General features: G+C 59.8%; 18 protein-coding genes. 6 read left to right on the top strand and 12 right to left on the bottom strand.

Annotated features, from left to right (window positions below):
- Window positions 1–20: 20 nt before the first annotated feature.
- The 9 genes from KGB07_RS01380 to KGB07_RS01340 all read right to left on the bottom strand — a co-directional run bounded on the left by KGB07_RS01380 (window position 21) and on the right by KGB07_RS01340 (window position 7,515).
- Window positions 21–827, bottom strand: coding sequence for a DUF4892 domain-containing protein (locus KGB07_RS01380; protein WP_046042980.1), 807 nt, complete (start codon window positions 825–827; stop codon window positions 21–23).
- A gap of 8 nt (window positions 828–835) precedes the next feature.
- Window positions 836–1,495, bottom strand: coding sequence for a glutathione S-transferase family protein (locus KGB07_RS01375; RefSeq protein ID WP_046042981.1), 660 nt, complete (start codon window positions 1,493–1,495; stop codon window positions 836–838).
- 50 nt (window positions 1,496–1,545) lie between these two features.
- A complete protein-coding gene (locus KGB07_RS01370; RefSeq protein ID WP_046042982.1) occupies window positions 1,546–2,400 on the bottom strand; it encodes an alpha/beta hydrolase in 855 nt (284 codons plus the stop codon).
- Complete coding sequence (locus KGB07_RS01365; RefSeq protein WP_223464226.1) at window positions 2,397–3,203, bottom strand: alpha/beta fold hydrolase; 807 nt, start codon at window positions 3,201–3,203, stop codon at window positions 2,397–2,399. The genes KGB07_RS01370 and KGB07_RS01365 overlap by 4 nt, the downstream gene beginning before the upstream one ends.
- A 113-nt stretch (window positions 3,204–3,316) precedes the next feature.
- Window positions 3,317–3,760 (bottom strand): hotdog fold thioesterase, encoded by a 444-nt coding sequence (locus tag KGB07_RS01360; protein WP_046042985.1) that lies wholly within the window; start codon window positions 3,758–3,760, stop codon window positions 3,317–3,319.
- A 32-nt stretch (window positions 3,761–3,792) separates the two neighbouring features.
- Window positions 3,793–5,460, bottom strand: a complete 1,668-nt coding sequence (locus tag KGB07_RS01355; RefSeq protein ID WP_046042986.1) for an AMP-binding protein — start codon at window positions 5,458–5,460, stop codon at window positions 3,793–3,795.
- Between the two features lie 199 nt (window positions 5,461–5,659).
- Window positions 5,660–6,112: a phosphohistidine phosphatase SixA gene (gene sixA, locus KGB07_RS01350; protein ID WP_046042987.1), complete on the bottom strand. Its 453-nt coding sequence runs from the start codon at window positions 6,110–6,112 to the stop codon at window positions 5,660–5,662.
- The gene (locus KGB07_RS01345) at window positions 6,109–6,456 is read right to left on the bottom strand and encodes a DUF4389 domain-containing protein (protein WP_046042988.1); all 348 of its coding nucleotides are present in this window, start codon (window positions 6,454–6,456) and stop codon (window positions 6,109–6,111) included. The genes sixA and KGB07_RS01345 overlap by 4 nt, the downstream gene beginning before the upstream one ends.
- 33 nt (window positions 6,457–6,489) lie before the next feature.
- On the bottom strand, window positions 6,490–7,515 hold the full coding sequence (locus KGB07_RS01340; RefSeq protein ID WP_223464225.1) for an NAD(P)H-dependent glycerol-3-phosphate dehydrogenase: 1,026 nt from the start codon (window positions 7,513–7,515) through the stop codon (window positions 6,490–6,492).
- 195 nt (window positions 7,516–7,710) lie between these two features.
- On the opposite strand from KGB07_RS01340, the gene KGB07_RS01335 reads away from it, so the two are divergent.
- The 6 genes from KGB07_RS01335 (at window position 7,711) to KGB07_RS01310 (ending at window position 15,242) form a co-directional block, all read left to right on the top strand.
- A complete protein-coding gene (locus tag KGB07_RS01335) occupies window positions 7,711–9,834 on the top strand; it encodes a TonB-dependent receptor plug domain-containing protein (protein ID WP_223464224.1) in 2,124 nt (707 codons plus the stop codon).
- A gap of 1 nt (window position 9,835) precedes the next feature.
- Window positions 9,836–10,768, top strand: a complete 933-nt coding sequence (locus KGB07_RS01330; protein WP_046042993.1) for an ABC transporter substrate-binding protein — start codon at window positions 9,836–9,838, stop codon at window positions 10,766–10,768.
- Window positions 10,765–12,666, top strand: coding sequence for an ATP-binding protein (locus tag KGB07_RS01325; RefSeq protein ID WP_223464222.1), 1,902 nt, complete (start codon window positions 10,765–10,767; stop codon window positions 12,664–12,666). The genes KGB07_RS01330 and KGB07_RS01325 overlap by 4 nt, the downstream gene beginning before the upstream one ends.
- Before the next feature lie 247 nt (window positions 12,667–12,913).
- Window positions 12,914–13,429, top strand: a complete 516-nt coding sequence (gene fabA, locus KGB07_RS01320; RefSeq protein ID WP_046042996.1) for a 3-hydroxyacyl-[acyl-carrier-protein] dehydratase FabA — start codon at window positions 12,914–12,916, stop codon at window positions 13,427–13,429.
- An 11-nt stretch (window positions 13,430–13,440) separates the two neighbouring features.
- Window positions 13,441–14,661, top strand: a complete 1,221-nt coding sequence (gene fabB, locus KGB07_RS01315; protein ID WP_046042997.1) for a beta-ketoacyl-ACP synthase I — start codon at window positions 13,441–13,443, stop codon at window positions 14,659–14,661.
- A 392-nt stretch (window positions 14,662–15,053) separates the two neighbouring features.
- Window positions 15,054–15,242, top strand: a complete 189-nt coding sequence (locus tag KGB07_RS01310) for a hypothetical protein (RefSeq protein ID WP_223464220.1) — start codon at window positions 15,054–15,056, stop codon at window positions 15,240–15,242.
- A 68-nt stretch (window positions 15,243–15,310) separates the two neighbouring features.
- On the opposite strand, the gene KGB07_RS01305 is transcribed toward KGB07_RS01310, so the two are convergent.
- The 3 genes from KGB07_RS01305 to mazG form a co-directional block, all read right to left on the bottom strand.
- Window positions 15,311–16,258 carry a hypothetical protein gene (locus tag KGB07_RS01305; protein ID WP_223464218.1) on the bottom strand — a complete coding sequence of 316 codons (948 nt, stop codon included), beginning with the start codon at window positions 16,256–16,258 and terminating at the stop codon, window positions 15,311–15,313.
- 158 nt (window positions 16,259–16,416) lie between these two features.
- Window positions 16,417–16,959 carry a DUF2058 domain-containing protein gene (locus KGB07_RS01300; protein ID WP_103397702.1) on the bottom strand — a complete coding sequence of 181 codons (543 nt, stop codon included), beginning with the start codon at window positions 16,957–16,959 and terminating at the stop codon, window positions 16,417–16,419.
- A gap of 28 nt (window positions 16,960–16,987) precedes the next feature.
- Window positions 16,988–17,821, bottom strand: a complete 834-nt coding sequence (gene mazG, locus KGB07_RS01295) for a nucleoside triphosphate pyrophosphohydrolase (protein ID WP_223464216.1) — start codon at window positions 17,819–17,821, stop codon at window positions 16,988–16,990.
- Window positions 17,822–17,879 lie beyond the last annotated feature (58 nt).

Genomic DNA, 17,879 nt, shown 5'->3' with positions numbered 1-17,879 from the left:
GCACGCTCGCCCGGTACAGCCTAGCGCAATAGCTCGATGTGCAGGCCAGAGCCCTCGGCACTGCCGGTTTCCATCCGCGCGGCACGCACGCCCTGGGCAATCAGTGCCTGACGCCAGGCTTCGGAGTTCGCTCCGGAAATGCTGACCCGCAAGGTGGTGTCCAGATTCAGTCCGCGAGAAATCAGGCGCAGCCAGGTCTCGTCAGGTGCGCTGTTCAACGTGGAAAAATCCAGCTCGCCGGTGCTCTTGAGTTCACGCAGCAAGGTCGCGGAGGTCGGCAACAACTCGCCCAGCGGTGCCGAAGCTTCGAACTGTTCGACATGCAGGTAGGCTTTGCGATTACCCCGGGTGATGCTGTACAGCGCAATGAGCGTGTTGTCCCTTGGTGCGGCAAGACGCAGCAGCAGATAGGCCTGTTGATCGTCGGCGCCGTACAGCTTGGCGTTACCGAAGACTTCATTGGCCCAGAGGCTGCTTTCGCCACAATCGCGCGCCTGGCACCAAAAGAGCAACCCGGCGTCCTGCTGTTGCAAAGCCTCGCGGGCAGCGGTGAACGCCTCGATGGATGAATGCTCCGGTGGCAACTCGTAGGTCACCGACGTGACGTTGCCGCGGGCACTGACCTGGCCGTCGAAACGTAACTGGCCACTGATTTTACGGATCGAGCCCAACGGGTAGATCCGCTCCAGTTCGGCGGCGGGGCGATAGTCGACAATCTGGGCGTCGGTCATGCGCGGCACTATCGGCAGGTCCTGACTGCCCGGAATATCAGCGGCGAACAACAAGGGACTGAAACTGCACAGCACCAATAAACTGAATGAACGCATGGATAGACTCATCGGATCAGCATGGCCTGGGCGCCCTTGATGACACTGGCTTCATCGGCGCGTATCGGTACCTGCAGACCACGCTGCACCGCGGGCCGGGCCTCCATGGTTGCCATCCAGCGTTGCAACGCCGTCAAGCCCTCCACCGAGACGCCCGACCACTCGTAGCCGCGCACCCAGGGAAAGGTGGCGATGTCGGCAATGCTGTACTCGCCCGCGAGGAACTCCACGCTTTGCAAACGCGTCTCGAGCACTTCGTAGAGGCGACGGGTTTCATGCTGATAGCGGTCGATGGCACCCTGGAGTTTTTCCGGAAAGTAGCGGAAGAACACGTTGGCCTGGCCCTGCATCGGGCCGATCCCGCCCATCTGAAACATCAGCCACTGCAATACCAGCGAACGCCCCTTCGGGTCCGATGGCATCAGTTTGCCGGTCTGTTCAGCGAGGTAAATCAGGATGGCGCCGGATTCGAACACGGCGAAATCGCCGTTGGCGCGGTCGACAATCGCCGGAATCCGGCCATTGGGGTTGATCTTGAGGAAGTCCGTGGACTTCTGCTCCTTTTTGTCGAAACTCAAGGCATGCACCGTGTAGGGCAGGCCGAGTTCCTCGAGCACGATAGAGACCTTGTGGCCATTCGGAGTCGCAGCGGTGTAGAGATCTATCATGGTTGTCTCCCTTTTCAACCCGCCAAGCCTCGACAGTTGCCCGGCGCAAGTCAAGGAATGGCGAAAAACCGATTGAAACAGTCTGCGACAAGATCGGCACCGGACTCGTCATTGAGGTGCAAATGGTGGCCGCCTGGCAGCTGTTCCCGGCTAAAGGGTAGACGCTCCAGCAACTCAGGGTGTTTGGCGAGCATGCCGTCGGCGGCAACCACCAGCGTTGCAGGACACTTGATCCGCTGGACGAAGGCCATGGCCTGTTCGGTTGTAAGACGCAGCGGCGATGGCAACGTGAGGCGATTGTCGGTGCGCCAGGTGTAACCGCCCGGCACCGGCATCAGGCCGCGCTGCGCCAGCAGTTCAGCGGCCTCGCGGCTGACCGCAACCAGGCCCTTCATGCGCGCTTCGATGGCTCGGTCGAGGGTGTCGTAGACCGGCTTGCGCTTCTCCCGCAAATCCAGTTGAGCTTGCAGGGCCATGCCCATGCGCTCGGCAGCGTTTTCACCTTTGTCTGTAGGAGGAATGATGCCGTCGATCAACGCCAGGTGGGTGACCCGTTCGGGCATCGACCCGGCGATGATCAGCGAAGCGATGGCGCCCATCGAATGCCCCATCAGCGCAAATTTGCGCAGTTCTAGCTGTTCGGCGACTTGCAGCACATCGTGGGCATAGTCCCACATGGCGTAACCGGCGCCCGGCGGGCGATGCCCGGAATGACCGTGACCGGCCATGTCCAGCGCGATGACGCGCAAGCCTTTGAGCTTCGGCGCCAGACGGGCAAAGCTGTTGGCGTTGTCCAGCCAGCCATGCAGGGCAATCACCGGCAGACCGTCTTCAGGACCGAACAGGTGCGCCGCCAGTTCGATGTGCGGCAGGCTCAGGCGGACTTCTTCGACGACGTGGTTCATGCGCAATCCTGCTGTCGACGGCCGCCCCAGCGATAGAACAGGCCTTTGAGCATGTCAGCGGTATCAAGGGGACGTTCGAGCGGAAACATGTGGCCGCCGGGCATGGTCAACGACTCGCCCAGCGGCAGGCGGTCCACCGAACTGGCGTGATGGCGCATCACTACGCGGCTGTTGTGCCCGCGAACCACCGCCAGCGGCACTTGCAACTGCCGGGTGCTGCCCGGGCTGGTGTGCGGCACACCGCGATAGATGCTGATTTCCGTGGCCGGGTCGAACAGCAGGCGCAGCTTGTCGCCGACCTGGTGCAAGCCGTGTTGCAGGTAGGCATCGAAGCATTCCGGGTCGAAACCGCGGAACAGGGTTTTACCGGCGAAATATTTCCGGGCGCTTTCCAGGTCGGCGAATTCTTCACGGCGACCCAGGGTGCGCCCGGCCGGGGTCAAGCGGTCGATGAAACCAAAGCGTTTGGCCGCCCGTATGACCCATTGGTCGGTGCGGGTCAGCACGGGCGAGTCGAGCATCACTACCCCGCGATACAGCTCAGGGCAGCGCAAAGCCGCATGCAGATGCAGCACGCCACCAAAGGAGTGACCGACACCCCACACAGGCTCGGCCTGCTGTTGCAGGTGATGGATCAGCTCATCCACCAGGTTGTACCAGTTGTCGTCCGCCGGGAAACGCGGATCGTGGGCGTGCTGCTCCAGATGCGTCACCTGAAACTCGGGTGCCAGCGCCGCAAACAACTTGCCGTAGGTCCCCGAAGGAAAACCATTGGCGTGGGCGAAAAAGATCTGTTGCGACATACCTGCAAATCCATGAGCGAGAACAGACGTCGATTGTCCGCAAGACCGCGTCCTACAGCAATGACCGTAACTGACAGGAATGATGACAGTCCGGTCAAAGCTATGGCTTTGGTTCAACGAGTCGGTGGATTCTCACCCAATGGCACCACTGCCATGGTCAGTCGCGACACACAACTGGCCTTGCCCTCATCGCTAGTCAGGCGAATGTCCCAGACGTGGGTCGTGCGGCCGATGTGGATCGGCTTGGCCACCGCCGTCACCCGTCCGCTGCGCAGGCCGCGCAAATGGTTGGCGTTGATTTCCAGGCCCACGCAATAGAATTTGCTGGCATCGATGCACAGGTAGCTGGCCATTGAGCCGACCGATTCGGCCAGCACCACCGAGGCACCGCCATGCAGCAAGCCGTAGGGCTGATGGGTGCGGTGATCGACGACCATGCTGGCGGTCAGGGACTCTTCGTCGAAGGACTCGAAACGGATGTCCAGCACTTCGCCAATGGTGTTTTTCTGGATTGCGTTCAACTGCTCGATGTTCGGGGTGGTGCGCCACAAGCTCATCGCAGAATTTCCTTGTTGGTTTTCTTCGTGAATCAATCCTGCCACAGCACCGCTTCGCTGCGCTCGCTCCATTCCTCAAAGCGCTCACCGTAAGCCGCTTCGATCACGTTGCGCTTGATCTTCAGGGTCGGGGTGAGAAAGCCGTTTTCCACGGCCCAACTGTCCTTGACCACTACCAGGCGCCGCAGTTGTTCATGCTTGTCGAGGGCGCCGTTGACCTCTTCCAGCAATTTTTCCAGGCTCGAATGCAGGCCGGCGCGCGCGGCCCCGTCGGCATCCTGCTGGCCGACCGCCGACAACACGCACAAACCCAGCGGCGCACTCAAACCATCGCCCACCACGCAGACCTGTTCGATGCGCGAATGCACGGCCAGGCGATTTTCAATCGGAGCCGGGGCCACGTACTTGCCTTTGCTGGTCTTGAAGATTTCCTTCAGGCGTCCGGTCAGGCGCAGATTGCCTTCGGCGTCCTGCTCGCCCTTGTCGCCGGTACGCAGGAAGCCGTCCTCGGTAATGGTGTCGGCGGTTTTTTCCGGTTCCTTGTAATACCCGAGCATGGTCGCACCACTGCGCACCATGACCTCCCCCGTCTCGGCGATCCGCACTTCGACTTCCGGGCAAGGCTTGCCGATCCAGCCCGGTTTGTTCTGGCCCGGCATACCGATGTGGGAGTAGCCGCAACTCTCGGTCATGCCGTAGACCTCCAGCACGTCCAGCCCCAGTTTGCGGTACCACTGCAACAAGGTCTGCGGCACCGGAGCTGCGCCGGACAACGCGATGCGCAACGCGTCCAGCCCCAACCCGGCGAGGACTTTATGCCCGACCCGTTTGCCGATGATCGGCAGGCCAAGCAGGAAGTCGAGACGTTTTGCCGGGATCTTGCTGTACACGCCCATCTGGAATTTGGTCCAGATACGCGGCACGCCAAACAGTGCGGTCGGGCGCGCACGTCGCAGGTCGGTGAGGAAGGTATCGAGGCTCTCAGCGAAAAACACTGTTTGACCTGTATAGATCGACGCCAGTTCGACGAACATCCGCTCAGCAACGTGGCACAGCGGCAGGTAGGACAACAGCCGGTCCGACTCGTTGAGGCCGAACAACGCAGTGCCGCGTGTCGTGGCGAACCCCAGATTGCCGAAGCTGTGCATCACGCCCTTGGGCATGCCCGTGGTGCCGGATGTGTAAATGATGGTCGCCAGTTGATCGGCGTCAGGCTTGGGATTGTCCTGGATGGGCGAGCTGCGTTGCAGGTCGTCCCAGCTGAAATCAAAGTCACCGGGAGGATGCAGGGGCAGGCTGATGGTCGGCAGGTCGGGGCTGACGCCACGGGACATGCCTGGCCAGTCATCGAGCTTGCCAATGAACGCCAGCGCTGCTTCCGAATGTTCGAGCACTTGGGCAACGGTCTCGGCGGTCAGGTTTGGGTACAACGGCACCGACACATGCCCGGCCATCCAGATCGCCAGATCGGCAATGATCCAGTGCGCACAATTTTTCGAGATCAGGGCGATATGGCTGCCCTGCGGCAGTTCCCGCGCTCGCAGCCAGTGGGCGGCGCAGCGTGCTTGATGACCGACGTCGGCCCAGGTCAAGGTCTCGACCTGGCCGCCTCCGACAGGCTGGACCAGAAAGCGCTGGCGGGGATGACGGGCCTCACGCTCGTAGAAGACGTCCAGTGGCAAACGAAAAGCAGCAGACATGCGACTCGCTCCTGTGATTTTGGTCTGGAGCAAGCGTAGCCAACCAAGCAAGTGCTTGGTTGACTATTTCATACAAAACTTTTCGGGTTATGACGTACCTGTGGGAGCGTGGCTTGCCCGCGATGCAGGCGCCGCGGTTTATCAGGTAAACCGAGTCGATACCTTCGCGGGCAAGCCACGCTCCCACAGAAAAGCGGTGTTAAGGGTGCTTGATGCTGTCGAGTTTCATCGACCCGATCAGTAACTCATCGCCCTTGAGTTCGGCCAACCCGGCGGTGCTGACTTTTTCCGGCGGATGCCCGGCACCATGTTGCAGGTAACTCAACAAATGCCCCACCAGCGGGTTGTGACTGACCAAAAGGACGTTGCTCACCGATACCAGTTGCTCGGCCACTTTGTCCGGGTCGGTGTCCGGGGTCAGCCATTCGACGGTACGGATCTCGGGCTCGAAGCCCAATGCCTCGCGCACCAGTTGCGCTGTCTGCTGTGCACGCAGGTAGGGGCTGGCATAGATCGCCGTCAGCGGCTCACCCATCAACCGCGCGGCGCTGCTCAACACTTCCTTGCGGCCGTGGTCGGTCAGTGCCCGCTCGGAATCAGGTCGCGCTCCATAAGGCTCGGCTTCACCATGACGCAATACCCAGAGTTTCATAGCTTGGGTTCCTCATCTCGGGTCGGATGGGGTGCCGGTGCCACGACATGCGGCGCCTCACCTTCCGGTGTACGCGGCGTCGGCCAGTCGGCGAACGGCCAGGGCTTCTGGTCGCTGTGAAAGCTGCCGAAACGACCGATCTGCGCCAGAAACTGGCTCAGGCTGTCGCCGAAATTCATCAGGCTGGCGCTTGGGGCGCCATAGAACAAACGATAGATCAACTGCACCAGCACGACGGCGCCGAGGATGAACTGCGCCACTTGCCACACCAGCACGAAGAGGATCATCCACAGCACCCGCAGCAGGATGGATTCGTACTTGGCTTCTACTTTTGGATCGTTCATGCGCAACTCCCTGCTTTTCTGGCAAGCGTGAAATTAGTTGAAACCACTGGTGGAAATAAAGTCGACGTCGGTTTTCGGCTCGCCACGCATTAACAGTCCGATGACCTGCTCCAGCGTGCGGCCCTCGAACAGGATCGCGTGCAGACCGGCGACCAGCGGCATGTACACGCCAACCTCCTGGGCCTTGGCCTTGAGCACTTTAAGGGTGTTGACCCCTTCGGCGACTTCACCCAGGCGCGTGACCGCCTCGTCCAGGCTCAGGCCCTGGCCGAGGGCGAAACCGACCTGATAGTTGCGGCTCTTGGGCGACGAACAGGTCACGATCAGATCGCCCACGCCCGCCAGTCCCAGGAAGGTCATCGGGTTAGCGCCCTGATTCACCGCGAAGCGGGTCATTTCCGCCAATGCCCGGGTAATCAGCATGCTTTTGGTATTTTCGCCCATGCCCAGCGCCACCGCCATGCCGGCGATGATCGCGTAGACGTTTTTCAACGCCCCACCCAGTTCCACGCCGAAACGGTCGGCGCTGGCGTACACACGAAAGGTGCGCCCGTGCAGCGCGGCCTGAACCTGCTGGCAGAGTTCTTCGTCTTCACTGGCGACCACCGTGGCGGTCAGTGCATGTTCGGCGATTTCTCGGGCCAGGTTGGGTCCGGACAGGACGCCGATGCGCGCCTGCGGGGCGATCTCTTCGAGGATCTCGCTCATCAGCTTGAACGTGTGGGCTTCGATGCCTTTGGTCAGGCTCACCAGCAATTTGCCGGTCAAGCGTTCGGCGTGCGGCACCAGCACCGAGCGCAGCGCGCTGGAGGGCAATGCGACAAAACACAGGTCACAGGCGTCCAGGGTGGCTTGCAGGTCGGTGACCGGCGTGACGCCGGGCAGAATTTTGATGCCTTTGAGGTAACGCGGGTTTTCGCGATTGACCCGAATGGCCTCGGCCTGTTCGGGGTCACGCATCCACTGAAGGACCTGATTCCCGTTCTCGGCCAGCAGATTAGCCACGGCGGTTCCAAAACTTCCGCCTCCCAGGACCGCAATCGGGCGCTGTTCAGTCATATGCAATCCGTTAATCCATACCAGTGGCGATGTCGGCATTATACGGGGCAGCCCCTCGGCGGCCAGCCCCGACATCAAATACCTGCAACCGTAGGAAGAAGACCAATAAAACCGAGGAAAATGCAGACATCGTGAATGGAAAAGTCATTCGGCTCGGTTAACATGCGCGCCAACAATCACTGACAGGGATCAGTTGTGTCTCCGGGCTCTTCTTCACCGCATTCGCCTCTGGTACTGGCGCTGATTTTCAGCTCGCCGGTGCTGGCCGACGACTTGTTCCTGGACAGTGAACCACTGCCGCAAGTGCTCACCGCCACGCGCCTGAAGCAGTCGCCGGCGGCCGTGCCGGGAAGCATGACGGTGATTGACAGCGCCCTGATCCACGCCAGCGGAGCCCGCGACATCAGTGAACTGCTGCGTCTGGTGCCGGGGATGATGGTCGGCAACATCAGCGGCAACCAGGCAGCGGTGAACTACCACGGCACCAATGCAACTGAAGCGCGACGCATGCAAGTGCTGATAGACGGGCGCTCGGTGTATCGCGCCGGCCTGGCCACCGTCGACTGGAGCGACATTCCGGTGGCCATGGAAGATATCGAGCGCATCGAAGTTTTTCGCGGACCGAATACCGTCAGCTACGGCGCCAATGCCCTGATGGCGGTGGTCAACATCATTACCCGGCGGCCGGCCGACAGTCACGGTACGCGCATGAAGGTCACCCAGGGCCAGCGCGGCATCAACGACTTTTACGCCAGCCAGGGCCTGGGCTGGGAGGACGGTGACATGCGCCTGTCCCTGTCCGGCCAGCAAGACGACGGCTTCGACACCGATCGAACCGGCGCGCACTACCATGACAGCCGTCGCCTCGATCGCTTCAACCTCGCCGTCAGCCAGAGCCTCGACGAACGGCAAAGCCTCGACTGGCAATTGAATGCCAAGGACGGCACCAACCAACGCCCCTATACCTACCGGCCGGTGTTCCCGGGGATTACCCGCGCGGGCAACGACTCCGACGTCACCGCCAAGGACTACGCCGGGTCATTGCGCTGGAACCTGGACATCGATCCCGACCACAGCCTTTATATCCAGGGTTCGGCCCAACACTGGGATCGTCAGCAAACCTGGCGCGCCTGCGATGCTGAAATATCCTTCAGCCCGCAACTGACCGAACTCTGGCAATTGAACCCGAACTACACCGAACGCCTGGCCCGCAACATCACGCGTTTCACCGGCCCTGGTGCGCCGGCCGGCACGCCCGCCGAGCAGGCGCTGGCCAATCAGGTGCTCGATCAATGGCGCAACGGCGCAAGCCAGACCGTTTGCGGCGACATCGACCAGAGCACCCGAGAGTCGCGCTACGACCTCGAACTGCAGGACACCCTGAGCCTTGCCGATAACCTGCGGCTGGTCAGCGGTTTGAACTATCGTTACGACCGGGCAGATTCCGAGACCTACTTCAATGGCAAGCTCGATGACACCATCTGGCGGGCGTTCGGCCAGTTCGAGTGGCGTGCCACCGAACACTGGCTGTTGCAAGGCGGTGCCATGTTCGAGGACACCCGGTTGATCGGCAGCTCGCTGACACCTCGCATGGCGGTCAACTACCTGATCAATCCGCGTCACGGCTTGCGTGCAGTGTACTCCGAGGCCGTCCGTTCGCCGGACATGTTCGAGAACAACGTCAACTGGAGTTATCAGGTCACCAACCTCAAGCCCGGCGCCTTTGGCCAGTCCAGCGCCCGTTATTTCGTCAAGACCCGTGGCCCCGGCGACCTCGACCAAGAGCACATGCGCTCCCGGGAACTGGGCTACAACGGCTATTTTCCCGAACCGGGGCTGGCGCTCGACGTGAAGCTGTTCCACGACGAAATCACCGGCATGATCAGTGAACCGCTGCGCAACAATCAGTACATCGCCAGCAACGCCAACAAGGCACGCTTTTCGGGGGGCGAAACCCAGCTCGACTGGCGCGTCGGCAGCCTCGATCGCCTGCGACTGACCTATGCCTACGTTGATGCCGACGCCAGCAATCCGCTGGATGCCAGGCAGACTGCAAGCAACAGTGGTTCGGCCGGATGGCTGCGCGATTGGGGCCAGGGCTGGAACAGTGCGCTTTTCTATTATGGCGATGACGCCCTCAACGGCTACCGCTTCGAACGGGTCGATGCGCGCATCGCCAAACGTATCGCCTTGGGCAAGGCCAGCCTGGAGCTGGCCGGAGTGCTCCAGCAACGGCTGGACAATCAGCCGACCACCTTCATCGACAACAACTATGACCAGCGCCACGTAATGTATTTCAGCGCGGAGCTGGAGCTTTAAGATGCCGAATCGTCCGGCCTGCAGAATGCCGACCCTGGGTCGGCTGCTGGCCATACTCTGCCTGCTATCAAGCGGCCTGCTGGGCAGCCTGGCGAGTAATGCGGCCGACATTTTGCTCACGGGTGCCGAAGACAGCCCCGCTGTGCGGGCGTTTACCCAGGCCCTGAGCGAGTTGCGACCAAGCGATAGCGTACGCTTCCAGACGCTGGCCAAAATGCCGATACCGGACAAGTTGCCGGAAAACATCCGCTTGATACTGCTCGACCTGCCCAGCCTCGACTGGCGCCTGCAGAACGCCCAGGGCCCGGCGACACTGGTATTGCGCATCAGCCGCCTGCAGGCCCGGCAGCGCTTGAACAACTCGCTGCCTGCACGCCTTTGCCTGCTATGGAGCGATCCACCACTGGATCGCCAGTTGCGCTTGACCCGCACCCTGTTGCCCCAGGCCAGACGCGTCGGCGTGCTCTACGACACCCACAGTGAATTCCTCTTGAATGAGCTGCGTCAGGCCGCCCTCCCCCTGGATCTTGAGGTGGTCACCCAGCGCTGGGACAACATTCACGACAGTCGTCCATTACAGGCCCTGCTAAATAAAAGCGACGTGTTGCTGGGCCTGGACGATGCCGACCTGTACAACCCGCAAACCGCAAAGAACCTGCTGTTGAGCAGCTACTCCCGGCAAGTGGCGCTGATCGGACCCAACGCCGGATTCGTCAAGGCCGGGAGCCTGGCCAGTACCTATAGCGATCAGAGCGATTGGTTGGCGGTCCTCGACGAATTGCTCGACCGGCCTCCGGCCACCTGGCCGCACACGTACTATCCCCATCGATTCAAGGTCGCGAGCAATCCGCAGGTGGCGCGTTCATTGGGTATCGAACAGATAAACGAAGCGTCTGTCGCCACACTGCTGGCTGAAGGAGAACGCCGTCCATGAGTTTGCGCCGTCGCTGGGACATCAACACCCGCACCCAACTGATCAGCCTCGGCCCTGCACTGCTGCTGACCTTGTTGCTGATCAGTTTCTTCACGTTCGTGCGTATTCAGGATCTGCGTCAGGAAATCACCCACACCGGCCAGCTGATCGCCAATCAACTGGCCCCGGCCACCGAGTACGGAGTGATTTCGGGCAACATCGAAGTGCTCGACACCTTGCTCAAGGCGACGCTGGCCACACCCAACGTGAGCTTTCTGGAAATCCAGGACAGCGCCAACCGGGTTCTGGTGTACGTCGAACAACCGAACGAACATCATAATCGCGCGCAACAGCTCGAAGTGTTCCAGGCACCGATACGGCTCCAGCGCATCGCTTTGCACAATGATTTTTTCCAGAGCAGCAAAACCGCCACCGTGGCCCCTGTCGAAGACTATCTAGGCCGGGTGATCGTCGGGCTTTCCAACGACGCCTTCAGCCGGCGCCAACAGGAAATCGTGCTCAAGGCCGCCATCCTGGCACTGTTTGCCCTGCTGTTTACCTTCATTGTGGCCCGGCGTCTGGCGGGCAGCCTGTCGCAACCGATCCGCGATATCGGCAATGCGGTCAAGGCGATCCAGGACGGCGACTACAAGACACCGCTACCGATTGTCGATGACACCGAGCTGGGGGCGCTGTCGCAACACATCAACAACCTCGCCAGCGGTCTCGAGCAGGCCAGCCGCGAACAGCATCAGGCCATGGCGCAGCTGATCCAGACCCGCGAAGAAGCGGAAAAGGCCAACAACGCCAAATCCGATTTCCTCGCCATGATGAGCCATGAACTGCGCACGCCAATGAATGGCGTACTGGGCATGCTGCAGTTGCTGGAAACCACCGACATGACCGAGGAACAGGTGGAATACGCGGCGCTGGCCTCGGAATCCACCGAGCACTTGCTCAAGGTCATCAACGACATCCTGGATTTCTCGCGGATCGAACGTTCAGAGCTGGAACTGGAGCACATCCCGTTCAACCTCGCCGACCTGATCGGCAGTTGCGCCCAGTCGTTCCAGCACAGCGCCGCGCAACGTGGTCTGGACCTGCAACTGATGATCCCCGACGACATGCGCGGCTTGCAGGCCAAGGGCGACCCGACGCGTATCCGGCAGATACTGGTCAACCTGGTTGGCAATGCACTGAAATTCACCGAGCAGGGCCGCGTCACCATCGAGGCGCAGTGGCAGTCGCTGGACCACGAGTTGCTGTGGTTCACCTGCACCGTGCGCGACAGCGGCATCGGCATCCCGGCGCAAAGCCTGGAATTGATGTTCAACGCTTTCCAGCAGGCCGACAGCTCCATTTCAAGACGTTACGGCGGCACAGGGCTGGGCCTGCCGATTGCCCGTACCTTGGCCGAACGCATGGGCGGCACCTTGCGCGCGCAGAGTGAGGAAGGCCACGGTTCGGTGTTCACCCTGGAAATCCCCCTGGCTCTGCACCAGCAGACCCAACCGCTATTGCCCCCTCGCGCGCAATCGCGCAACAGCAATGGCGAGGGGCGCAATGTGCTGTTGGTCGAAGACAACCCGGTCAACCAGACCGTCATCGAAGCCATGTTGCGCAGCCTGGGCTTCAAGGTCAGTGTCGCCGCCGACGGCGCGCAGGCGGTACGCAGTGCCGAGAGCCTGATTTTCGAAGCGATCCTGATGGATTGCCGCTTGCCGATCATCGATGGCTATGAAGCCACCCGACAAATCCGCAAGCTACCCGGCTGCACCGACCTGCCGATCATCGCCCTGACCGCCAACGCCTTGCAGGGTGACCGCGAAGCCTGTCTGTCGGCAGGGATGAACGATTACCTGGCCAAGCCGTTCAAACGGACTGATCTGCAGCAAATTCTGCAGCGATGGGTGCAGTAGTACAGGCCTTTCGAGCATCTGCGACTGGCGTGAAAGGCGAAAGTGCGGCAGTCTTAGTCACCCGAACAGGCCCGAAAAGGGGCTTGAATAATAATTTCAGTGCACAAGTGTACATTCATGTCCTTGGTGCTGTGACTTTCACCACAACGCAATAGTCTATGAGTAGGCTGCCGGTTCGAGGCATGAACGCTTCGATCGGCCGGGAAGATTTGCCCCACCTGCCGCATGGGACTATTGAGGAGCTCGCATGACCAAACAAAACGCCTTTACCCGGGAAGACCTGCTGCGCTGCGGTCGCGGTGAGCTGTTCGGCCCTGGTAACGCGCAACTGCCCGCCCCGAACATGCTGATGGTTGATCGCATCACCCTTATCAGCGAAGAAGGTGGCAAGTACGGCAAAGGTGAATTGGTCGCCGAGCTGGATATCAATCCGGACCTGTGGTTCTTCGCCTGCCACTTCGAAGGCGACCCGGTGATGCCGGGCTGCCTGGGCCTCGACGCCATGTGGCAACTGGTCGGTTTCTTCCTGGGCTGGCAAGGCCTGCCGGGCCGTGGCCGTGCGCTGGGTTCGGGCGAAGTGAAATTCTTCGGCCAGGTCCTGCCGACCGCCAAGAAAGTCACCTATAACATTCATATCAAGCGCGTCCTCAAGGGCAAGCTGAACCTGGCCATCGCCGACGGTTCGGTCACTGTCGACGGTCGCGAAATCTACACCGCCGAAGGCCTCCGGGTCGGCGTGTTCACCTCCACTGACAACTTCTAAGGGTTATCCGCATGCGCCGCGTCGTTATCACTGGTCTGGGCATCGTTTCTTGCCTGGGCAATGACAAAGAGACCGTCTCCGCTAACCTGCGTGCAAGCCGCCCTGGCATCCGGTTCAACCCGGAATATGCCGAAATGGGTCTGCGTAGCCAGGTTTCCGGCTCCATTGACCTCAACCTTGAAGAACTGATCGATCGCAAGATCTATCGCTTCGTCGGCCACGCGGCAGCTTATGCCTACCTGGCCATGAAAGACGCCATCACCGACTCCGGCCTGACCGAAGAGCAGGTGTCCAACCCGCGTACCGGCCTGATCGCCGGTTCCGGTGGCGCATCGACCCTGAATCAGATGGAAGCGCTGGACATCCTGCGCGAGAAAGGCGTCAAGCGCGTCGGCCCATACCGCGTAACGCGGACCATGAGCAGCACCGTTTCCGCGTGCCTGGCCACTCCGTTCAAGATCAAGGGCCTGAACTACTCCATCGCGTCTGCCTGCGCCACCAGTGCTCACTGCATCGGTACCGCCATGGAACAGATCCAGATGGGCAAGCAGGACATCGTCTTCGCCGGTGGCGGTGAAGAAGAGCACTGGAGCCAGTCGTTCCTGTTCGACGCCATGGGCGCCCTGTCCAGCAAGCGCAACGACACCCCGGAAAAAGCTTCCCGTGCCTACGACGCCGACCGTGACGGTTTCGTCATCGCCGGCGGTGGCGGCATGGTCGTGGTTGAAGAGCTGGAACACGCTCTGGCCCGTGGCGCGAAAATCTACGCGGAAATCGTCGGCTACGGCGCGACCTCCGACGGCTACGACATGGTTGCCCCGAGTGGCGAAGGCGCGATCCGCTGCATGCAGCAGGCACTGTCCACCGTCGACACCCCGATCGACTACCTGAACACCCACGGCACTTCGACCCCGGTCGGCGACGTCGCGGAAATGAAAGGTGTGCGTGAAGTGTTCGGCGACAAGGCTCCGGCCATCAGCTCCACCAAGAGCCTGTCCGGTCACTCGCTGGGCGCCGCCGGCGTTCACGAAGCGATCTACTGCATGCTGATGATGGAAGGCAACTTCATTGCCGGCTCCGCCAACATCGACGAACTCGACCCTGAAGTGGCCGATCTGCCGGTGCTGACCAAGACCCGCGAAAACGCCACCATCAACACCGTGATGAGCAACAGCTTCGGTTTCGGTGGCACCAACGCCACCCTGGTACTGAAGCGCTGGCAGGGCAAGTAACACCCCGCCATAACGCCGCACAAGAAAACGCCCCGACTGGTTCGGGGCGTTTTTTTTGCCTTGAGAAAAGCCTCAAGACATACACAAATCCTCTGTAGGAGTGAGCCTGCTCGCGATAGAGGTATTCCAGGCAACATCACTGGTAACTGACCCACCGCTATCGCGAGCAGGCTCACTCCTACAAGCGTCTGCGGTGCGTTCTGAAGATGAAGCTTTTGTCATGAAACTTAATGCCCTGTGACCGAATGTCGCGTGTTTAGCGGGCTGCAGGACTGTTTCCGTTTTTGCAAAAAACCGTTACCAAACTCAGTCATTTACTTAGCAAGCTAACAAAACATATAACAAAGGCCTGCACACGCCTTGCTGCAGATAACAGAGATTGGAGCTAGCAGATGACTGTAAAAGTAACTGAACGCGACGATTCACATAAATCCCACGAGGGTGTAGCCGCCGGTATCCGGATCTGGGATGTGCATCAACAAGACCTGCTGGTCGGGATGTTCCATTCCGAGATCGACGCACAAAACTACAGGGCCGAACTGGAAATGCTCGAGCGCAAACGCGAGCTCGCAACCGGTTGAAGACAGACTCCACCACCATGCAGCCTGCCCCTTCCCCGCACGGGCAGGCTGCGACCGGAGGACGCGGCTCAGGCAATCTGAATGGCCGCTAAATGAAGCGAGTCGTCGATCTCCACCGAAGGAACAACACCGACGATCCAGCCCGCCTCAAGTTTCACCACCTCGCACTCACCATCACCCATGCCGTCATTGCGGACGGCAAACTGAAGCGAAGACAGATGACGCTTGCCGTAATCGAAGTTCATGCCACAGGCAATCAGAAAATCGATTTTTGCCCCCGCCTGTTCAACTTCCTTATCCCGTTCACCGTCTTTCAACACCGCATAATCCAGGCACAAGTTGATACCGAATGGGCAACCCGCGACAAGACTATTAATGAATATCCCTTCGTAACCACCAAAGTAACTGTGCTCGGCCCGTACATCACTGACTTTCTTTACCCTTACCACGACCTCATCGAACAACTTGAAAAACCAGTACCCGTCTTCCGCGCCTACATGCCTTCCAAAATCGATTCCAGACACATAACGTTTCGGCCACATCGACATAAGCGGAATGTCAGCCTCGTACTCCTTATTGGAAATGGTCAGCACATAATTAACGACATCGTAATAGCTCGACTCCCCCTCTCCCACTTTGATCAGTGTCGCACAACTTCCCGCCAATAAAACGATCTTGCCGTACAGTTCCACTGGCAGATCGCTTATCAACAGCGTCACACACTCGGTCACCTTCGTCAGATAGGCAGAGCTCAGTTCGTGAAGTTCTTGCTCATTGCGGACTTCGTGCCAGGGAATGTTCCAGAAAAACTCAGGCAAGGTTACGAAAACGCAAGCAGACCCGCCGTGATCGTCGCGAGCAGCTTTCGCAGCAATCTTGATCTTTCGGCGTACAAGCTCCGCTCGCGCGACAAGCTCGTCGTCAAGATAATCGTGAATGGATTGATCGAGTTGTCGCGGCCGTGAAAGCTGCGATTTAAAAGTGGGTTGGCGTAACGAGGCGATACTTACCAGCATTGAGAATATCCTTATTCATTGAAGTTCATTCCATTAGTTCTCTCCCCTGAGAATATTTCGGGCAAAAGAAAACCCGAGAGATCGTATCGACGCGATCTTTCGGGTTCAATTGATTAATCCAGCAATGTACTAACAAACATGTAATGCCAGAGAAGCGATTACCACATCAGATCATCAGGGATCTTGTAGGCTGCGTACGGATCATCCTCGACGCTGACTTCTTCGGTCTGCACATTCAACTGCACGATGCGTTGCGGGTCGCGCTCCTGAATCTTCAGCGCAGCCTCGCGCGGAATCACTTCGTAGCCGCCAGCGTGATGCACGATGGCCAGCGAACCGCTGCTGAGCTTGTTGCGCATCAGGGTGTTGACGGAGATGCGCTTGACCTTCTTGTCGTCGACGAAGTTGTAGTAATCCTCGGTCGTCAATTTCGGCAGGCGCGAGACTTCGATCAATTGCTTGACCTGCGCGGCACGGGCCTTGGCCTCAGCCTTTTCCTGCTGCTGGCGGTTGAGCTCCTGGTCGCGCTTGACCTTCTCGGCCATGGCTTCCTGTGCCGCGCGTTGCTGGGAGTCATCCAGCTCGACCTGGCCTTTGTGGGCCAGGCGTTGCTGTTTCTGCTTGTCTTTGCTGACCTGCTTGGCCTGCTTCTGGTTGACCAGCCCTGCTTTGAGCAACTGGTCGCGAAGGGAAATGCTCATGGTGCTTATTACTCACTTAGGCTACTGCTCAACCGCAGCTGGGCAAATTCTTTTCCTGACGTTTGGCTTCGCCCCACAAGGCGTCCAACTCTTCGAGGGTGCAATCTTCCATGGGACGGCGGGTGTCGCGCAATGCCTGTTCGATAAAACGAAAGCGTCTTTCAAACTTGCCGTTGGCGCCACGCAGTGCGGTTTCCGGATCGACCTTGAGATGCCGCGCCAGATTGACCACGGAAAACAGCAGGTCGCCGATCTCGTCGGCCACGGCCTCGGGATCATTTTCCGACATGGCTTCGAGGACTTCATCGAGCTCTTCACGTACTTTATCGAGCACCGGCAAGGCGTCCGGCCAGTCGAAACCGACCTGCCCTGCGCGCTTTTGCAATTTCGCCGACCGTGACAACGCCGGCAAGGCCGCGGGGACGTCATCAAGCAACGACAGCTGTTCGGGGGCTGAAGATTTCTCCGCGCGCTCCTCGGCCTTGATCTCTTCCCAACGCTGCTTGACCTGCGCTTCACTCAGGCGCGGGACATCCATTGGCGCATACAGATCACCGGTGGGGAACACGTGAGGATGGCGGCGGATCAGCTTGCGGGTGATGCTGTCGACCACGCCGGCGAACTCGAAGCGCCCTTCTTCCCGGGCCAACTGGCTGTAATAAACCACCTGGAACAACAGGTCGCCCAGCTCACCCTGCAAGTGATCGAAGTCACCGCGCTCAATGGCGTCGGCGACTTCGTAGGCTTCTTCCAGAGTGTGGGGGACGATGCTGGCGTAAGTTTGCTTGATGTCCCACGGGCAACCGTACTGCGGATCGCGCAGGCGGTTCATCAGGTGAAGCAGGTCTTCAAGTGAATACATTTATTAAACTCTGCGAGAACCTGTGGGAGCGAGCTTGCTCGCGATAGCGTCGTCACAT

It is taken from the genome of Pseudomonas sp. GL-RE-26, assembly GCF_019956275.1.
GTDB lineage: Bacteria > Pseudomonadota > Gammaproteobacteria > Pseudomonadales > Pseudomonadaceae > Aquipseudomonas > Aquipseudomonas grandcourensis.
This window is presented reverse-complemented; position numbering and strand designations above follow the sequence as displayed.

Excerpts from the sequence above, each read along its gene's own strand:
- KGB07_RS01380 (WP_046042980.1), bottom strand. The coding sequence starts at position 827 with ATGCGTTCATTCAGTTTATTGGTGCTGTGCAGTTTCAGTCCCTTGTTG.
- KGB07_RS01375 (WP_046042981.1), bottom strand. The coding sequence starts at position 1,495 with ATGATAGATCTCTACACCGCTGCGACTCCGAATGGCCACAAGGTCTCT.
- KGB07_RS01370 (WP_046042982.1), bottom strand. The coding sequence starts at position 2,400 with ATGAACCACGTCGTCGAAGAAGTCCGCCTGAGCCTGCCGCACATCGAA.
- KGB07_RS01365 (WP_223464226.1), bottom strand. The coding sequence starts at position 3,203 with ATGTCGCAACAGATCTTTTTCGCCCACGCCAATGGTTTTCCTTCGGGG.
- KGB07_RS01360 (WP_046042985.1), bottom strand. The coding sequence starts at position 3,760 with ATGAGCTTGTGGCGCACCACCCCGAACATCGAGCAGTTGAACGCAATC.
- KGB07_RS01355 (WP_046042986.1), bottom strand. The coding sequence starts at position 5,460 with ATGTCTGCTGCTTTTCGTTTGCCACTGGACGTCTTCTACGAGCGTGAG.
- sixA (WP_046042987.1), bottom strand. The coding sequence starts at position 6,112 with ATGAAACTCTGGGTATTGCGTCATGGTGAAGCCGAGCCTTATGGAGCG.
- KGB07_RS01345 (WP_046042988.1), bottom strand. The coding sequence starts at position 6,456 with ATGAACGATCCAAAAGTAGAAGCCAAGTACGAATCCATCCTGCTGCGG.
- KGB07_RS01340 (WP_223464225.1), bottom strand. The coding sequence starts at position 7,515 with ATGACTGAACAGCGCCCGATTGCGGTCCTGGGAGGCGGAAGTTTTGGA.
- KGB07_RS01330 (WP_046042993.1), top strand. The coding sequence starts at position 9,836 with ATGCCGAATCGTCCGGCCTGCAGAATGCCGACCCTGGGTCGGCTGCTG.
- KGB07_RS01325 (WP_223464222.1), top strand. The coding sequence starts at position 10,765 with ATGAGTTTGCGCCGTCGCTGGGACATCAACACCCGCACCCAACTGATC.
- fabA (WP_046042996.1), top strand. The coding sequence starts at position 12,914 with ATGACCAAACAAAACGCCTTTACCCGGGAAGACCTGCTGCGCTGCGGT.
- fabB (WP_046042997.1), top strand. The coding sequence starts at position 13,441 with ATGCGCCGCGTCGTTATCACTGGTCTGGGCATCGTTTCTTGCCTGGGC.
- KGB07_RS01310 (WP_223464220.1), top strand. The coding sequence starts at position 15,054 with ATGACTGTAAAAGTAACTGAACGCGACGATTCACATAAATCCCACGAG.
- KGB07_RS01305 (WP_223464218.1), bottom strand. The coding sequence starts at position 16,258 with ATGCTGGTAAGTATCGCCTCGTTACGCCAACCCACTTTTAAATCGCAG.
- KGB07_RS01300 (WP_103397702.1), bottom strand. The coding sequence starts at position 16,959 with ATGAGCATTTCCCTTCGCGACCAGTTGCTCAAAGCAGGGCTGGTCAAC.
- mazG (WP_223464216.1), bottom strand. The coding sequence starts at position 17,821 with ATGTATTCACTTGAAGACCTGCTTCACCTGATGAACCGCCTGCGCGAT.